The sequence below is a fragment of the Sphingorhabdus sp. genome, assembly GCF_050921905.1.
Classification (GTDB): Bacteria; Pseudomonadota; Alphaproteobacteria; order Sphingomonadales; family Sphingomonadaceae; genus Sphingorhabdus_B.
Map to the genome: position 1 here is coordinate 1,699,017 of NZ_CP050888.1, position 14,577 is coordinate 1,713,593.

16 protein-coding genes and 2 pseudogenes are annotated in these 14,577 nt (G+C 56.2%); 16 read left to right on the forward strand and 2 right to left on the reverse strand.

What is annotated here, in order from left to right; translation table 11 throughout:
- The first annotated feature begins 10 nt into the window (after positions 1-10).
- A pseudogene (locus HEQ18_RS08255) lies at positions 11-1,442 on the forward strand (NAD-dependent succinate-semialdehyde dehydrogenase).
- Positions 1,442-1,795 carry a YbaN family protein gene (locus tag HEQ18_RS08260; RefSeq protein WP_397605986.1) on the forward strand — a complete coding sequence of 118 codons (354 nt, stop codon included), beginning with the start codon at positions 1,442-1,444 and terminating at the stop codon, positions 1,793-1,795. Before HEQ18_RS08255 ends, HEQ18_RS08260 begins: the two are co-directional and overlap by 1 nt.
- A 9-nt stretch (positions 1,796-1,804) precedes the next feature.
- Here HEQ18_RS08260 and HEQ18_RS08265 read toward each other — a convergent pair whose 3' ends face one another.
- Positions 1,805-2,320 (reverse strand): sterol desaturase family protein, encoded by a 516-nt coding sequence (locus HEQ18_RS08265; RefSeq protein WP_397605966.1) that lies wholly within the window; start codon positions 2,318-2,320, stop codon positions 1,805-1,807.
- Between the two features lie 94 nt (positions 2,321-2,414).
- On the opposite strand from HEQ18_RS08265, the gene leuC reads away from it, so the two are divergent.
- The 7 genes from leuC (at position 2,415) to grxD (ending at position 6,742) form a co-directional block, all read left to right on the forward strand.
- Positions 2,415-3,845, forward strand: a complete 1,431-nt coding sequence (leuC, locus tag HEQ18_RS08270) for a 3-isopropylmalate dehydratase large subunit (RefSeq protein WP_432815976.1) — start codon at positions 2,415-2,417, stop codon at positions 3,843-3,845.
- 112 nt (positions 3,846-3,957) lie between these two features.
- Positions 3,958-4,164, forward strand: coding sequence for an isopropylmalate isomerase (locus tag HEQ18_RS08275; RefSeq protein WP_296195880.1), 207 nt, complete (start codon positions 3,958-3,960; stop codon positions 4,162-4,164).
- A 4-nt stretch (positions 4,165-4,168) separates the two neighbouring features.
- The gene (leuD, locus tag HEQ18_RS08280) at positions 4,169-4,762 is read left to right on the forward strand and encodes a 3-isopropylmalate dehydratase small subunit (RefSeq protein ID WP_432814333.1); all 594 of its coding nucleotides are present in this window, start codon (positions 4,169-4,171) and stop codon (positions 4,760-4,762) included.
- 9 nt (positions 4,763-4,771) lie between these two features.
- A complete protein-coding gene (locus HEQ18_RS08285) occupies positions 4,772-5,767 on the forward strand; it encodes an NADPH:quinone oxidoreductase family protein (protein WP_432814334.1) in 996 nt (331 codons plus the stop codon).
- 68 nt (positions 5,768-5,835) lie between these two features.
- Complete coding sequence (locus HEQ18_RS08290; protein ID WP_296195885.1) at positions 5,836-6,159, forward strand: DUF1476 domain-containing protein; 324 nt, start codon at positions 5,836-5,838, stop codon at positions 6,157-6,159.
- Positions 6,159-6,395: a BolA/IbaG family iron-sulfur metabolism protein gene (locus tag HEQ18_RS08295; protein ID WP_397603248.1), complete on the forward strand. Its 237-nt coding sequence runs from the start codon at positions 6,159-6,161 to the stop codon at positions 6,393-6,395. The genes HEQ18_RS08290 and HEQ18_RS08295 overlap by 1 nt, the downstream gene beginning before the upstream one ends.
- Positions 6,396-6,415: 20 nt before the next feature.
- On the forward strand, positions 6,416-6,742 hold the full coding sequence (gene grxD / locus HEQ18_RS08300) for a Grx4 family monothiol glutaredoxin (RefSeq protein WP_397605962.1): 327 nt from the start codon (positions 6,416-6,418) through the stop codon (positions 6,740-6,742).
- Positions 6,743-6,772: 30 nt separating this feature from the next.
- Here grxD and HEQ18_RS08305 read toward each other — a convergent pair whose 3' ends face one another.
- On the reverse strand, positions 6,773-8,041 hold the full coding sequence (locus HEQ18_RS08305; protein ID WP_432814335.1) for an MFS transporter: 1,269 nt from the start codon (positions 8,039-8,041) through the stop codon (positions 6,773-6,775).
- A gap of 95 nt (positions 8,042-8,136) precedes the next feature.
- On the opposite strand from HEQ18_RS08305, the gene HEQ18_RS08310 reads away from it, so the two are divergent.
- The 7 genes and pseudogenes from HEQ18_RS08310 to sufC all read left to right on the forward strand — a co-directional run bounded on the left by HEQ18_RS08310 (position 8,137) and on the right by sufC (position 14,553).
- Positions 8,137-9,210: a YeiH family protein gene (locus HEQ18_RS08310; protein ID WP_432814336.1), complete on the forward strand. Its 1,074-nt coding sequence runs from the start codon at positions 8,137-8,139 to the stop codon at positions 9,208-9,210.
- A complete protein-coding gene (gene glpD / locus HEQ18_RS08315) occupies positions 9,207-10,709 on the forward strand; it encodes a glycerol-3-phosphate dehydrogenase (protein WP_432814337.1) in 1,503 nt (500 codons plus the stop codon). Before HEQ18_RS08310 ends, glpD begins: the two co-directional genes overlap by 4 nt.
- A gap of 136 nt (positions 10,710-10,845) precedes the next feature.
- Positions 10,846-11,259 (forward strand): SUF system Fe-S cluster assembly regulator, encoded by a 414-nt coding sequence (locus HEQ18_RS08320; RefSeq protein WP_432814338.1) that lies wholly within the window; start codon positions 10,846-10,848, stop codon positions 11,257-11,259.
- A gap of 8 nt (positions 11,260-11,267) precedes the next feature.
- Positions 11,268-12,737, forward strand: a complete 1,470-nt coding sequence (sufB, locus tag HEQ18_RS08325; protein ID WP_432815977.1) for a Fe-S cluster assembly protein SufB — start codon at positions 11,268-11,270, stop codon at positions 12,735-12,737.
- Positions 12,734-13,249: an endonuclease domain-containing protein gene (locus HEQ18_RS08330; RefSeq protein WP_432814339.1), complete on the forward strand. Its 516-nt coding sequence runs from the start codon at positions 12,734-12,736 to the stop codon at positions 13,247-13,249. Before sufB ends, HEQ18_RS08330 begins: the two co-directional genes overlap by 4 nt.
- Positions 13,249-13,605 carry a hypothetical protein gene (locus HEQ18_RS08335; protein WP_432814340.1) on the forward strand — a complete coding sequence of 119 codons (357 nt, stop codon included), beginning with the start codon at positions 13,249-13,251 and terminating at the stop codon, positions 13,603-13,605. The genes HEQ18_RS08330 and HEQ18_RS08335 overlap by 1 nt, the downstream gene beginning before the upstream one ends.
- 87 nt (positions 13,606-13,692) lie before the next feature.
- Positions 13,693-14,553 (forward strand): annotated as a pseudogene (sufC, locus tag HEQ18_RS08340) (Fe-S cluster assembly ATPase SufC).
- Positions 14,554-14,577: the final 24 nt, after the last annotated feature.

The window sequence follows — 14,577 nt, forward strand, 5'->3', positions numbered from 1 at the left end:
AGGAAGACCGATGAGCTATTCGACTGATTTGGGTATATATATTGACGGTAGCTGGCGCGCAGGCGAAGGCCGCGATACGCATTCGGTCATCAATCCGGCCACGGGTGAGGACGCTGGCAGAATTACCGTTGGCGACGGCTGCGGACCTTGATGAGGCACTTGCCGCCACGGCAAAGGGCTTTGCGCATTGGCGAAGGCGTGGACGTGAATAGCCCGCGCGGCGATCTTGCATAAGGTCGCTGACCATATTCGCGAACGTGCAGAACCCATCGCGGTCATGCTAACGACCGAACAGGGCAAGCCGCTGGCCGAAGCGCGCACTGAGGTGCTGTCTTGTGCCGCGCAATTCGACTATTTCGCCGAGGAAGCCAAACGCAGCTATGGACGCATACTTGTGCGACCAACGGGGCAGCGGGCGCTAGTTTTGAAACAACCCGTCGGGCCAGTGGCCGCATTTTCACCATGGAACTTCCCGGTGAACCTGATGTGCAAGAAAATGGCGGCTGCGTTGGCCGCAGGATGCTCGATCATCGCCAAGCCGCCCGAAGAAACACCCGCAAGCACCAGCGCGATCATGCAATGCGTCATCGATGGCGGCGTGCCCGGTAATGTCGCGCAATTGGTCTATGGCGTACCCGACATGGTCAGTCCGCCATTTGATTGCTTCCCCTATCATCCGCAAGTTCAGCTTCACGGGATCAGTCCCCGTCGGCAAACATCTGCTGAAGCTTGCGGCAGATGGCGTGAAGCGCAGCACGATGGAGTTAGGCGGCCATGCGCCAGTGCTCATTTTCGACGATTGCGACCTTGAAAAAGCCATCACCTTGTCCGCCACCACCAAGTTTCGGAACGCGGGCCAAGTGTGCATTTCGCCCACACGTTTTTATGTGCAAGAGGGCGTCTATGATCGCTTCGTAGCTGGCTTTGCCGCGCATACAAAAAAGGTTCAGGTCGGCAATGGCCTCGATGCTGGAACGGTCATGGGACCATTGGCCAACGAGCGGCGGCCATCGGCAATCGCGGCGTTGGTTGAGGATGCGACGTCAAAGGGTGCAAAGCTGCTGACCGGCGGATCACGAGGCAACCAAGGCTTTTTCTTCGCGCCAACGGTGTTGTCCGACGTGCCAATGTCGGCAAAGGTCATGGACGATGAACCCTTCGGCCCCGTTGCATTAATGCGGCCATTCAAGACCTTTGACGAAGCGGTAGAGCAGGCAAACCGCCTGCCCTTTGGCCTTGCCGCTTATGCTTTCACCGAAAATGCACGCCAAGCGAACCTCGTCGCCGACGCGCTGGATACAGGGATGGTTGGCCTCAACAGCTTTATGATCTCGATGCCCGACGCGCCCTTTGGCGGCGTGAAAGAATCGGGCTTTGGCAGCGAGGGCGGTCCCGAAGGGCTTGATAGCTATTATGTGACCAAAGCAGTTCACCAATATTGATAAAGCAGCAGCTTTATCTGTACGCTGGCTTGCTAGCCGTGGCCCTTGGCACGGTCGGCATTGTCCTGCCGTTGCTACCGACGGTGCCATTCATGATCTTGGCGGCATTTTGTTTCGCGCGCAGTAGCCCGGCGCTGGAGGCGCGGCTGTTGAACCACCCGAAATTTGGACCTCATCTTGTGGCGTGGCGGGAAAAGGGCGCCATTAGCCGACGCGGAAAATGGTCGGCGACCATCGCATTTGGTGTCAGTATCGCCATCGGCTTTGCGGCTTTGGCGTTGCCATGGTCGCTTGTGCCTATTGGAACAGCCTTGCTTTGCCTTGGTTGGATTTGGCTTAAGCCAGAGGCTTAAGGTCAGAACCTAAATGGCGGCGTCGCGGACAATCGCGGTCCCGGCCGCGCGCTGTTTTTTCAGATCAGCCTTCAGCTTGGCGGGGTCGCGCGCGAAGACGAAGCCAAAGCTCACCCCGCCTTCCTTACCAATGGTGGCATGGTGCAGCTTATGCGCCTGCACCAAGCGTTTCGCATAGCCGCTGCGCGGGACATATCTGAAATAGCGTTGATGCACGAGGCCATCGTGGACGACCGTATAAATGATGCCATAAAACATGACGCCAAGGCCGATCCATGTCGCCGGTTCCCATGCGTCGTTGCCAAGCACCAAAGGGCTGCCGATTGCAAACAGCGACACGCTGGTGACCGCGCCCACGATGCCATACAAATCATTCTTCTCCAGCGCATGATCGTGCGGCTCATGATGGTCACGGTGCCAGCCCCAACCCCAGCCATGCATGATATATTTATGGCTGGACCAAGCCACCCATTCCATGACGAAGACGGTCGTAAGCACGATAAGGATGATGCTAAAAATGCTCATAGCGTCCTTAGTAGACGCAAAGTTTTCAATTTTGAAGTGCAAGCAGCGCTGCCTCACTTGATTTCGCTGCAATCGCTTCTATTGCATTTTTATGATGTCCACACCGCAAACCCTGTACGAAAAAATCTGGAATGCCCATGTCGTGGAGCAACGCGACGACGGGACCTGTCTTATCTTTATCGACCGTCACCTTGTCCACGAAGTCACTAGCCCGCAGGCCTTTGAAGGCCTTCGCGTTGCCGGTCGCCGTGTGCGGCGGCCAGACCTGACTTTGGCAGTGCCGGATCACAATCTGCCGACTACGGCGCGCTTGGACGCCAACGGAAACAATATCCCGATTGCTGACCCCGAAAGCGCGCAGCAATTGGAAGCACTGGAACGTAACGCGCCGGAGTTCGGCATCGCTTATATTGACGCCACCGATGTTAAGCAGGGTATCGTCCACGTCGTCGGTCCGGAACAAGGTTTTTCCTTGCCCGGAACGACAATTGTCTGCGGCGATAGCCATACCGCGTGCCATGGCGGGCTGGGGGCTTTGGCCTTTGGCATTGGCACGTCAGAGGTTGAGCATGTATTGGCCACCCAAACACTTCAGCTCAGCCAGTCCAAGTCGATGGAAGTCCGCGTTGAGGGCGAACTTGGCCCTGGCGTCTCGGCAAAGGACGTTGTCTTGCATATCACAGGCGTGCTGGGCGCGTCGGGCGGGACGGGCCATGTCATTGAATATACAGGATCCGTCATTCGCGCGCTGAGCATTGAGGGCCGCTTGACCATTTCGAATATGGCAATCGAACATGGCGCGCGCGCTGGCTTGGTCGCGCCTGACGATGTAACTTTTGCTTATCTCAAGGGTCGCCCGATGGCCCCCAAGGGCGCCAATTGGGTTGCAGCTGTGGCCTATTGGCGCTCACTCGCCACCGATGCAGGCGCAACCTATGACAAGGTCGTAACCATCAACGCCGCCGACATCGCGCCCAGCGTCACTTGGGGCACGAGCCCAGAGGACGTGTTGCCAATCACGGGCATCGTGCCCGATCCGTCGACCTTTGCCGATCCATCCAAGCAAGAGGCTGCCAAAAAGTCGCTGGAATATATGGGCCTGACACCCGGCACGCCGATGACCCACATATCGGTGGAAAATATCTTCATCGGCAGTTGCACCAACAGCCGCATTGAAGATCTGCGCGCTGCTGCCGCCGTGCTTAAAGGCCGCAAAAAGGCGGATAACATCAAATGGGCAATTGTCGTGCCCGGCAGCGGCCTTGTGAAGCAAATGGCAGAAGCCGAAGGGCTTGACCGAATCTTTACAGATGCGGGCCTCGAATGGCGTGAGCCGGGTTGTTCGGCCTGCTTGGGCATGAACCCGGACAAGGTACCTGCCGGAGAGCGTTGTGCATCCACCAGCAACCGCAATTTTGTCGGACGGCAGGGTCCGGGTGCCCGCACGCATTTGGTCAGCCCCGCTATGGCTGCTGCGGCTGCGGTCACAGGAAAGCTTTCCGATGTGCGCACGTTGATGGACTGACATATAACGCCGCCATGTGCAGTTGCAGGTTCAACCTTGCGCAAAGATAAGCTATTCTCTTTACTTGCCACAGAAGCCAAAGCTAAGGTTTGGCCCATCCAGGAAGAGACATATGACTGATAAAAAATCCGATGGCGACGACAAATGGTCGACCACAGCAAAAGTTGGCGCAGCCGTAGGATCAGCTGCGTTGATGGCCGCATTATTATATGCCGGACGACGCAGCCTGACCCAGAAAAAGGGGAAGCTTGAACCTATGTCCCCGGAACCCGAAGTCGAACCAATCAGTCAAAATCAACCAAAAACGGAAACGGATTAAACGCATGCAGCCTGTCAGCAGCGTTAAGGGCAAGGCCTATCCGCTTGGACTGAAAAATGTCGACACCGACATTATCATTCCGGCCATATGGCTCAAAACCATAAGCCGGTCTGGGCTTGGTGAAGGCGCGTTTCAAACTTTGCGCGGCGTGGCCGGCAATGTGTTTGATGATCCGGCGTATGCAGGCGCGCCAATATTGATTGCCGGTGACAATTTCGGTTGCGGGTCAAGCCGCGAACATGCCGCTTGGGCTATGGCTGATCTCGGCATCTCGGCGGTCATTGCGCCCAGCTTCTCCGACATATTTTCCGGAAATGCGTTTAAAAACGGCCTGCTGGCCATCGTCCTGCCGCAGGACGCCATTGATCGCCTCATGGAAGTGGCAAAAACCGATGATATCCACATTGATCTCGAAACCCAGACCGTAACGACGCCGTTTCAAGACCGATTTGCATTTGAAATTGACCCCTTCCGCAAACATTGCCTGATAAACGGCGTCGATGAAATCGGCCTTACGCTCAAAAGCAGCGACGCCATCTCGGCTTATGAAAACAAGATATCGGCAAGCCAGCCCTGGCTATCGCCCAGCCAAGCCTAGGAGACAGAAATGCGCGCTTTATTATCAACCGCCAGCGGCGGCCCCGACACGCTCGTTATGGGCGAATTGCCTGAGCCGGTTGCTGGCCCCGGCCAAGTCGTCGTTGCGGTAAAGGCGTGTTCGATCAACTTCCCCGACACGTTGATGATTGTCGACCTGTATCAGTTCAAACCAGAACGCCCCTTTGCGCCCGGCGGCGAAATCGCCGGTGTCGTCGAAGCGATTGGCGATGGCGTCAGCGGATTTGCCATTGGCGACCGCGTGATAGGCCTTTGCGGCAATGGCGGGCTGACCGAAAAGGTCGCAGTCGCAGCGTTCAACTGCTTCAAAATGCCGGACGCCATGTCCTTTGACGATGGTGCGTCGTTGCTGATGACATATGGCACATCGATTCATGCGCTCAAGGATCGCGGTCATATGAAGGCTGGCGATAATGTCTTAGTCCTTGGCGGGGCTGGCGGTATCGGCATTTCGGCAATTGAGTTGGCCAAGGCTTATGGCGGCCGGGTGGTTGCAGGTGTTTCCAGCGAAGCGAAGGCGGACATCGCGCGTGAGGCTGGTGCCGATGAAGTTGTGGTTTACCCGCATCAGCCGTTCGATAAGGCCCAATCCAAGGCCGTGGCCGAAATGTTCAAGGCCGCAGCCGGCCGCGATGGCTTCAACATCATCTATGACACTGTCGGCGGAGATTATAGCGAGCCTGCGGTGCGCGCCATTGCATGGGAAGGCAAGTTTCTGGTCGTTGGCTTCCCCGCCGGCATCGCCAAGCTACCGTTGAACCTGACATTGCTGAAAAGCTGCGACGTTTGCGGCGTCTTTTGGGGTGCCTTTGCCGCACGCACGCCACAAAAGAACCACGCCAACATTTCGGAATTGTTCGATCTCTATGCCGCGGGCAAAATCAAGCCACGTATTTCGGAGACGTTCGCACTGGCCGATGCCGGGACCGCGATCGCCCGACTTGGTGACCGCGCAGCAGTGGGGAAGCTGGTAGTGCACATTTGACGTGCATCAGCCTTGTTGATTGAACGCAAAGCCATTATCTTAGGCAGGCAACAGATAGGAACTGCAACATGACAAGTTTCGACAACCGCGAGACCGCTTTTGAAAACAAGTTTGCGCATGACGCAGAGACGCAATTCAAAATAGCCGCCCGCCGGAACAAGCTGCTTGGGCAGTGGGCCGCCGAAAAAATGGGTCTTACGCCAGAAGAAACAACGGCTTACGCCACTTCCGTGGTGCAAGCGGACTTTGAAGAAGCTGGCGACGAAGATGTGGTGCGCAAACTGCTGGGTGATTTGACGTCGGCAGGCGTTGAAATTGACGATGCCATGATTCGCACCGCGCTTGAAGACAAGATGGTCGAAGCGCGCCGCCAGTTTATCGAGTCCGCATAATGGCAATGCAGGCAGACGAAATTGAAGGCATGATTAAGGCCGCTTTGCCTGATGCATTGGTGGAAATTACTGACCTTGCAGGTGACGGCAACCATTATGCTGCGCGCGTAGTGAGCGAGAGCTTTCGTGGGCTACCCCGCGTAAAACAGCATAAGGCGGTTTATGACGCGCTGGACGGACGGATGGGCGGCGTTTTGCATGCCTTGCAGCTCACGACAGCCATTCCTCAGAATTGAAAATTTTTGGAGTATTTTAGATGAGCGTTCACGAGCGGATCGAAGAGATCGTCAAAGGCAATAATGTTGTTCTGTTTATGAAGGGCAGCCCGCTGTTTCCGCAATGCGGCTTTTCGAGCAAGGCGATAGCCATTCTAGACCATCTCAACGTCGCTTATGAAAGCGTAGATGTGCTGCAAGACATGGAAATTCGTGCTGCTATTAAGGACTATAGCGATTGGCCAACAATCCCGCAGCTTTACGTTAAGGGCGAGTTTCTGGGCGGTTCCGACATCATGATGGAAATGTACGACGCTGGCGAACTGCAGGAATTGGTTGAGACCGAAGGTTTGGCAAAGCCGGTATAAGCTATAGACTTCTTGTGGCGCGCCAGTGCGTCACAAGAAGGGTGTTGCTCTATTTGGCAGATACGGCGCGCCTGCCTCGGCACGCTGAATGGTCGGCAGCAACCAATGCAACCAAGCCAGAGCGAGCATGTAGGACACCGCAGCAAAGATAAACACGGGCGTGAAACCCAACCCCGCCGCCAAGACTGCGCCTGTCACTAGCTGGATCAAGGCGCCGCCCATATTGCCCATAAATGCGCCAAAAGCGGTAACGCGCCCAACATTGCCGCGCGGCACGACGTCGGTGATGATCGAGAATATCGACAACGAAAAACCCTGATGCCCCGCCATGACCAAGCCCATCATGATCGCCACGGGCCAGAATGAGTCCAACGTGAGAACGAAGGGCAAGGGTACCACAATCGCAGCCGACCCGAACATGATCGTCTTGCGCACGCGGTTGACGCTCCATCCCGCCTCCAAAAGCCGTGTTGATAACCAGCCTGCGAACAATGCGCCTGCCCCCGACCCAAAAAAGGCAATCGCCAGCGGAATTGCCAACTCGCTTGTCGTCAGGCCAAATTCCTTTCGATAGAAATCCGGCAGCCAGAAATTGATAAGCCACCAAGTCGCGTCGGACAACATTTTGGCAATCACGATTGCCCAGGTACGCCGTTCCATCAATATCGGGCCATAAGGCGCACCATCATCGGCAAAGTCACGATTGGCGTCTTCGGCCTTATCGTCAAACTTCACCCCGCGCGCAAACCACAACCACAGCGCCAGCGTTATAAAACCGCCGACCCCGCCAAAAATGAGCGCGCCGCGCCATCCCCAGATGGCCGCGATCACGGGAATGAAAAACGGCATGGTGATCGTGCCAAGCCCCGCAATCGCGGTACCTACACCAAACGCGAACGAGCGCTTGTCGGGTGAGAAAAGCGTGACGACAGTTTTTATCGTCAGCGGCGTCTGCACCGCTTCTGTCGCACCAAGGCCAATGCGCGCAGCCACTACTTGCCAGCCAGCAATTGCCCAGCCATGCGCCATCGCCGCAAGGCTCCACGTCGTTACGCCAGCTATCATTGAACGCAGCACGCCAATTCTATCAACCAGCCATCCAGTGAACAGGAAAGACAGCGCTGCTGCGACCTGCGTTACAAAGGCGAGATTGGCAAAATCGGTATCAGTCCAACCAAGGTCAACCGAAATGTCGGGCTTCAGGATCGCGATGACTGGCCGGTCCATGGCATTGAAAATGCCGGCGACACACAGCAGCCCAAACAATGTCCAGCGTAGCGTCGGCGTGATTGGCTTCATGTCGCTTCACCAAACTGCATCATTGTCTCCGCTCGGTCGATAGCGCATCCCGCTTTATGCTGGAACTCCTCGCCGACTTGCCTATAGAAGGCGATATGACACCGCAAGACATAAACGCGAATTACATCGCTGACCTCTATGGCGAAACCTACCTCGCAGAGGATAATCCAGCGCGCGCCAAACGTTTGTTGATCAGCGCCCTGTTTCCGGGACTTGCGGTCGTCGGCGTTGCCTCAGTCGCCGCAACTTGGTTTTCCGAACATTACGGCATGCCCGTCATCCTGGCGGGCTTGTTGCTTGGCCTTGCGCTCAATTTTGTGTCGGCAGAACAAAAGGTGCATCCCGGGCTTGATTTCTGCGGCACGTCCTGCCTGCGCTGGGGCATCGTATTGTTGGGCACACAAGTCACCGCAATGCAAATTGGCGGACTTGGTGTGCTCGCATTTTTGGGACTGATTGGCATCATGTCTTTGGTCATGGGAGCTGGACTTTTAGGCGCGCGGATTGGCGGGCAAAGCCGCTACGCAGGCTGGTTAGCTGGCGGCGCGACCGCCATTTGCGGCGCGTCCGCAGCCTTGGCGATTTACGCGGTAATTGGACGCGAGCGCCTGAACCAGTCGCAGTTTACGCTTATGCTCGTTGGCGTAGCCTTGGCAAGCGCGGTCGCCATGTCATTCTACCCACTCATTGCCGCGCAGCTCGATTTCACGGATAAGCAAGCTGGCTTCTTGATGGGTGCTGCGGTGCATGACGTCGCGCAATCCTTGGGTGGCGGCTATAGCTTCTCCCAATCGGCAGGTGAGACAGCAACTATCGTGAAATTGTCCCGCGTCGCGCTTCTCGCGCCCGCCGTGGCGCTTGTCGGGCTTGCCATCGGATCAAGCGATGGACGCTCCAAAAGCCTGGCTTCCAAACTCAAATTGCCGTGGTTCATCATCGCCTTCTTTGTCGCCGTTGCCGTAAATTCCGTCGTTGACGCGCCCGACTGGGTGGCGGAATATGGCTTGATTGCGTCAAAGGCGATGCTGTTGTTTGCGGTAACGGCCACCGCTATGCGGTCTCGGCTTGATCTGTTGCTTACCCAAGGATGGAGGGCGCTGCTGCCGGTGATGCTGGCGACCTTTACCGCCTTTGTGGCCGCGGCTGCATTTGCATGGGCGTTTTTATGAACCAGACAATCTATGACTTGGCCGTCATAGGCGGCGGCATCAATGGTGCAGGCATCGCACGGGACGCCGCTGGTAGGGGCGCAAAAGTCATCCTGCTTGAACGCGGGGATTTGGCGCGGGGCACATCGTCAGCCTCGACAAAGCTCATCCATGGCGGGCTGCGCTATCTGGAACATTATGAATTTGCGTTGGTGCGCGAATCCTTAATTGAGCGAGAGCGGTTGTGGGCGATTGCGCCCCATATCATATGGCCGCTGCGCTTCATTTTGCCGCATCAAAAAGGGATTCGCCCTGCATGGCTCGTGCGGCTTGGCTTGTTTTTGTACGACCATATTGGTGGCCGGAAATTGCTGCCCGCAACCCGGACAGTCAATTTGAAAACCGAGCCTGCGGGCAAACCGCTTAGGCCCGAATTTGTGAAGGCGTTTGAATATTCGGACTGCTGGGTCGATGACGCACGCTTGGTCGTGCTAAACGCGATGGACGCGGCTGAACATAAGGCAGATATTCGCACCCGTTCCGAAGTTACGCATCTCGAGCGTCACGACGGATTGTGGCATATACAAATTGCGGGGCAAGAACGCGTCCTTGCCCGTGCGGTTGCCAACGCCGCGGGGCCAGCGGTGCTGGACTTGCTGGCACGCACGACAGGGCATGACCGGCCATCAGGTGGTACGATCCGCTTGGTCAGAGGATCGCATATCGTGGTCCGCAAGATGTTCGACACACCGCAAGCCTATTTCTGTCAAAACCCCGATGGCCGCATATTTTTCGCTATCCCCTATGAGGATGACTTCACCCTCATAGGGACAACGGATGCAGATCATCAGGGTTCGCTGGATGACATTCACGCGACGGCAGAAGAGATTGCGTATATCTGCGCGTCTGCTGGCGCTTATTTTAAGCAAGCCATCACGGCTGCGGACGTGCTGTACAGCTTTGCAGGTGTCCGGCCCTTGGTCGATGATGGCTCAGGCAAACCTGAAACAGCATCGCGCGGATATCATTTCGAACTGGATGTCGATGCGTATGAAACGGCGCCTATTCTCTCAGTCTTCGGTGGCAAGATAACCACCTATCGACATCTGGCCGAGAGCGCGGTCGATCGGCTTTCAAGCTACTTGGCTGTACTTAAAGGCGAAAGCTGGACATTGCGCCAGCCCTTGCCAGGCGGGGACTTTCCAATTGATGGCGCCCATCACCTCGCTTTGGATATTCAGCGGGAGCACGCCTATTTGCCCGCCGCACTCGTTCACCGTTGGGTGCGGAGCTATGGAACAAAGACCCGTTCTTTCTTATCAAACGTCAGCGCTTTTGCCGATTTGGGCACGGATTTTGGACATGGCCTTTATGCGGTTGAGGCGGACTATCTCGTCGAGCACGAATGGGCACAATCCGCCGAGGATATATTGTGGCGGCGCAGTAAGCTGGGTTTGCGTTTCAATACCGAAGAGGCCCAGACGTTAGAGGATTATGTCGTCAGCCGCCGATGCAATTAGGGTCAGGACCACTTAAATCCACCTTCGCGGTTTGAGGCCATTTTCGCAATATTGAATCCTTTCTGGCTTGATTTCCACCTATAAAGCGACCATCTGCCCCTAATCGGAGTAAATTTATCTGATTAGGGGACGCAACATGCGTTTGTCGAATATGGCCGATTATGCAGTGGTGATCATGAGCGCAGCTTCGCGCCATTGCGGCTCTGTGCGCGTGTCGGCGACCGACCTTGCTGCTGAGACCGGGTTAGCCTTGCCGACAGCACAAAAGCTGGTGAGCATATTGACAAAGGCAGGCCTGTTGCGGTCGGCCCGTGGCACGGGCGGCGGCATCACGCTTGCCCGTCCCGCAGCCGCGATCACCCTTGCCGACATCATTGAAGCTGTCGAAGGCCCGATTGCGCTGACCATATGTTGCGATTCGCACAAACATGCGATGGGCCAGCATTGTGCCAAGGAAGGCAGTTGCAACGTCCAGGCGCACTGGCCAGTGGTCAATAATGCGGTGCGCGGTGCCTTAGCACAAATCAATTTGGCGGGATTAACGCGATGAGCGATGACATGGACTTCAAGGATAAGGCCGCTTGGGATGCCGCAGATCGCGTCGCGGATTATGAGCATGGCTGGTCATCGGACATCGAAACCGACTTTGCGCCCAAGGGCCTGACCGAGGATACCGTCCGCTTTATCTCCGCCAAAAAGAATGAGCCCGAATGGATGCTCGAATGGCGGTTGAAGGCGTTTGCCAACTGGAAAACCATGACGCCGCCCGATTGGGCCAAGCTCAACGTGCCACCCATCGATTATCAGGATGCATATTATTACGCCGAACCAAAGGCCAAGCCAAAGCTTGGTTCGCTGGATGAGGTCGACCCTGAAATTCTGCGCATATATGAAAAGCTGGGCATTCCGATTGCAGAGCAAGAAGTGCTGGCGGGCGTCGAAGGTGCGCGCCGCGTCGCGGTAGACGCCGTTTTCGACAGCGTCTCGGTCGCCACCACTTTCCGCGCCGAACTGGAACGCGCTGGCGTCATCTTCCGCAGCATATCGGAGGCGATTAAGGAATATCCGGAGCTGGTGAAGAAATGGCTCGGCAAGATTGTGCCGATGCACGACAATTATTTCGCAACATTGAACTGCGCGGTCTTTTCCGATGGGACATTTGTCTACATCCCCGAAGGCGTGCGTTGCCCGATGGAGCTGAGCACCTATTTCCGGATTAATGCGGAGAATACCGGCCAGTTTGAACGCACGTTGATTATCGCCGACAAGGGTAGCTATGTCAGCTATCTCGAAGGCTGCACCGCGCCGATGCGCGACGAAAACCAATTGCACGCCGCTGTTGTCGAACTCGTCGCGCTCGACGATGCCGAGATTAAATATTCGACGGTGCAAAACTGGTACCCCGGCGACGCCAAGGGCAAGGGCGGCATCTATAATTTCGTCACCAAGCGGGCGTTGTGCCAAGGCCGCAACAGCAAGGTGAGCTGGACTCAGGTCGAAACCGGAAGCGCGGTGACGTGGAAATATCCAAGCTGCGTTTTGAATGGCGAGAATTCAGTGGGCGAATTTTACTCGGTCGCGGTGACGAACAATTATCAGCAAGCCGACACCGGCACAAAGATGATCCACAATGGCAAGGGCAGCCGCTCGACGATTGTCAGCAAGGGCATCAGCGCCGGACATAGCAACAACACCTATCGCGGCTTGGTCCGCGTCGCACCCAATGCCGAAGGCGTGCGCAACTTCACGCAATGCGATTCACTGCTGTTGGGGTCTTTGAGCGGCGCACACACCGTGCCCTATATCGAAGTGCGCAACCCAAGCGCACAGATCGAGCATGAGGCGACGACGAGCAAAATTTCGGACGACCAAATGTTCTACGCGATGGCCCGCGGCCTGAACGCCGAGGAAGCGGTGGCGCTGATCGTCAACGGCTTTGCCAAGGAAGTGCTGCAGCAACTGCCGATGGAATTTGCGGTGGAGGCGCAGAAGTTGTTGGGGATTAGCCTTGAGGGATCAGTTGGATGACGCAACTGACACTCAACGATTATGCAAAACAGAACCAAGCCCCTCCCCTTCAGGGGAGGGGTAAGGGGTGGGGCCTGTCAGCCGATCGCCTCGCCGAATTGCATAAACATGCGCTAAGCATGCGCCGCAACCCCACCGAACCGGAAAAGCGGTTGTGGCGTTATCTATCGAACTGCCAGTTGGAAGGGTTCAAATTCCGGCGTCAAGATGTCGTTGGGCATTATATCGCCGACTTTGCCTGTCCGTCGGCGAAGCTGATCGTTGAAATTGATGGCGACACGCATGACGCGGCCAAAGACCGCATCCGTGATGACACGTTGGCCGAATTTGGATTCCGCGTTGTTCGCGTGACCAACGCCGACGTCTTGCACAATATGGAAGGCGTTTTGACATGTATCTCCGAAGCATTGCGTCAGGCGTCAAAGCCCCACCCCAACCCCTCCCCTGAAGGGGAGGGGCTTGAGGAAGTGCAGGAGTTGATTGGGATTAGTTTGGAAGGGAGTGCGGGGTGATGAAGGACTGCATGCAATGCGGCGCTGCGGCGTCGGACGAAATCAAATTTTGCGGTGAGTGCGGCCTTCAGTTTTCGTTCGTAGGACCGCCAGAGCTTGCTCAAACCTTAGAAAACTCTCAGGAAGCGCCTCTAAATACTAGCTGGTGGATAAAGCTTGGAACGGTTTCTGTCGCTATCTTAGCTACCTTTTTCGCTTACAATCAACTTTACAGCTTTATGGTTTCTGGTTGCCAAGCGACTGCGCTTTCCGGTCGGACGACAGTTTACATTGTTGAAAATGTAAAATGGACACCACTCGGCTGTAGATATTTGACGCGCTGGAAATCGCTTCCCTGGTGGTGGCTCGATAAATGATGATGCTGAATGGCGGACAGAAGACGACGTCTTCATCTCAGATGAGATTATGTCCAAGGTTCTAAATGAAAATGAGAACTGAAACCAATGCTCCAAATAACTAACCTCCACGCCAATGTTGGCGACAAGCCTATTCTTAAGGGCCTCACACTGTCGATTAACGCGGGCGAAATCCATGCGATTCATGGGGCCGAACTGGCGCTGGCAAATCGACGCTGGGTTATGTGCTGTCGGGGAAGGCCCGGTTATGAGGTGACTGCGGGTAGTGTGATTTTTACGCCCCCACCTCGTCATTCCCGCGAAGGCGGGAACCCAACTCCTGACGGTGACGTTTCGACAGCGCCGGAGTTGGCCCCCCGCCTTCGCGGGGGTGACGAAGAAGGGGGCAGCGAGCCAATCAACCTCCTCGACCTCGAACCGCATGAGCGCGCCGCCGCTGGCTTGTTTTTGGGTTTCCAATATCCCGTCGAAATCCCCGGCGTGTCGAACGTCCAATTCTTACGTGAGGCATTGAACGCGCAGCGTAAGAACCGTGGTGAAGCACCTTTATCCGGCGCAGAATTCCTGAAAGTTGCGCGCGAGCAAGCGGGCGCGCTCGGCATGGATATGGACATGCTCAAACGCCCCGTAAATGTTGGCTTTTCGGGCGGCGAGAAGAAGCGCAACGAGATGGTACAGATGGGCATCATCGACCCGGCGCTCGCGATCCTCGATGAAACCGACAGCGGCCTCGACATCGACGCATTGCGCATCGTCGGCGACGGCATCAACCGCATCATGCGCAAGCCCGACAAAGCCGTGTTGCTGATTACGCATTATCAGCGGCTGCTTGATTATGTGAAGCCGGACTTCGTCCACGTCCTCGCCGATGGGCGTATCACGCGGAGCGGCGGACCTGAACTCGCGCTGGAACTGGAGCGCGACGGGTATAAGGAACTGGCGGCATGAGCGCCGCAGGCATTACTCTTTTTC

What these genes read in the sequence shown, in the direction of transcription:
- HEQ18_RS08265 (WP_397605966.1), bottom strand. Translation starts at nt 2,320, where the DNA reads ATGAGCATTTTTAGCATCATCCTTATCGTGCTTACGACCGTCTTCGTC.
- leuC (WP_432815976.1), top strand. Translation starts at nt 2,415, where the DNA reads ATGTCCACACCGCAAACCCTGTACGAAAAAATCTGGAATGCCCATGTC.
- HEQ18_RS08275 (WP_296195880.1), top strand. Translation starts at nt 3,958, where the DNA reads ATGACTGATAAAAAATCCGATGGCGACGACAAATGGTCGACCACAGCA.
- leuD (WP_432814333.1), top strand. Translation starts at nt 4,169, where the DNA reads ATGCAGCCTGTCAGCAGCGTTAAGGGCAAGGCCTATCCGCTTGGACTG.
- HEQ18_RS08285 (WP_432814334.1), top strand. Translation starts at nt 4,772, where the DNA reads ATGCGCGCTTTATTATCAACCGCCAGCGGCGGCCCCGACACGCTCGTT.
- HEQ18_RS08290 (WP_296195885.1), top strand. Translation starts at nt 5,836, where the DNA reads ATGACAAGTTTCGACAACCGCGAGACCGCTTTTGAAAACAAGTTTGCG.
- HEQ18_RS08295 (WP_397603248.1), top strand. Translation starts at nt 6,159, where the DNA reads ATGGCAATGCAGGCAGACGAAATTGAAGGCATGATTAAGGCCGCTTTG.
- grxD (WP_397605962.1), top strand. Translation starts at nt 6,416, where the DNA reads ATGAGCGTTCACGAGCGGATCGAAGAGATCGTCAAAGGCAATAATGTT.
- HEQ18_RS08305 (WP_432814335.1), bottom strand. Translation starts at nt 8,041, where the DNA reads ATGAAGCCAATCACGCCGACGCTACGCTGGACATTGTTTGGGCTGCTG.
- HEQ18_RS08310 (WP_432814336.1), top strand. Translation starts at nt 8,137, where the DNA reads ATGACACCGCAAGACATAAACGCGAATTACATCGCTGACCTCTATGGC.
- glpD (WP_432814337.1), top strand. Translation starts at nt 9,207, where the DNA reads ATGAACCAGACAATCTATGACTTGGCCGTCATAGGCGGCGGCATCAAT.
- HEQ18_RS08320 (WP_432814338.1), top strand. Translation starts at nt 10,846, where the DNA reads ATGCGTTTGTCGAATATGGCCGATTATGCAGTGGTGATCATGAGCGCA.
- sufB (WP_432815977.1), top strand. Translation starts at nt 11,268, where the DNA reads ATGGACTTCAAGGATAAGGCCGCTTGGGATGCCGCAGATCGCGTCGCG.
- HEQ18_RS08330 (WP_432814339.1), top strand. Translation starts at nt 12,734, where the DNA reads ATGACGCAACTGACACTCAACGATTATGCAAAACAGAACCAAGCCCCT.
- HEQ18_RS08335 (WP_432814340.1), top strand. Translation starts at nt 13,249, where the DNA reads ATGAAGGACTGCATGCAATGCGGCGCTGCGGCGTCGGACGAAATCAAA.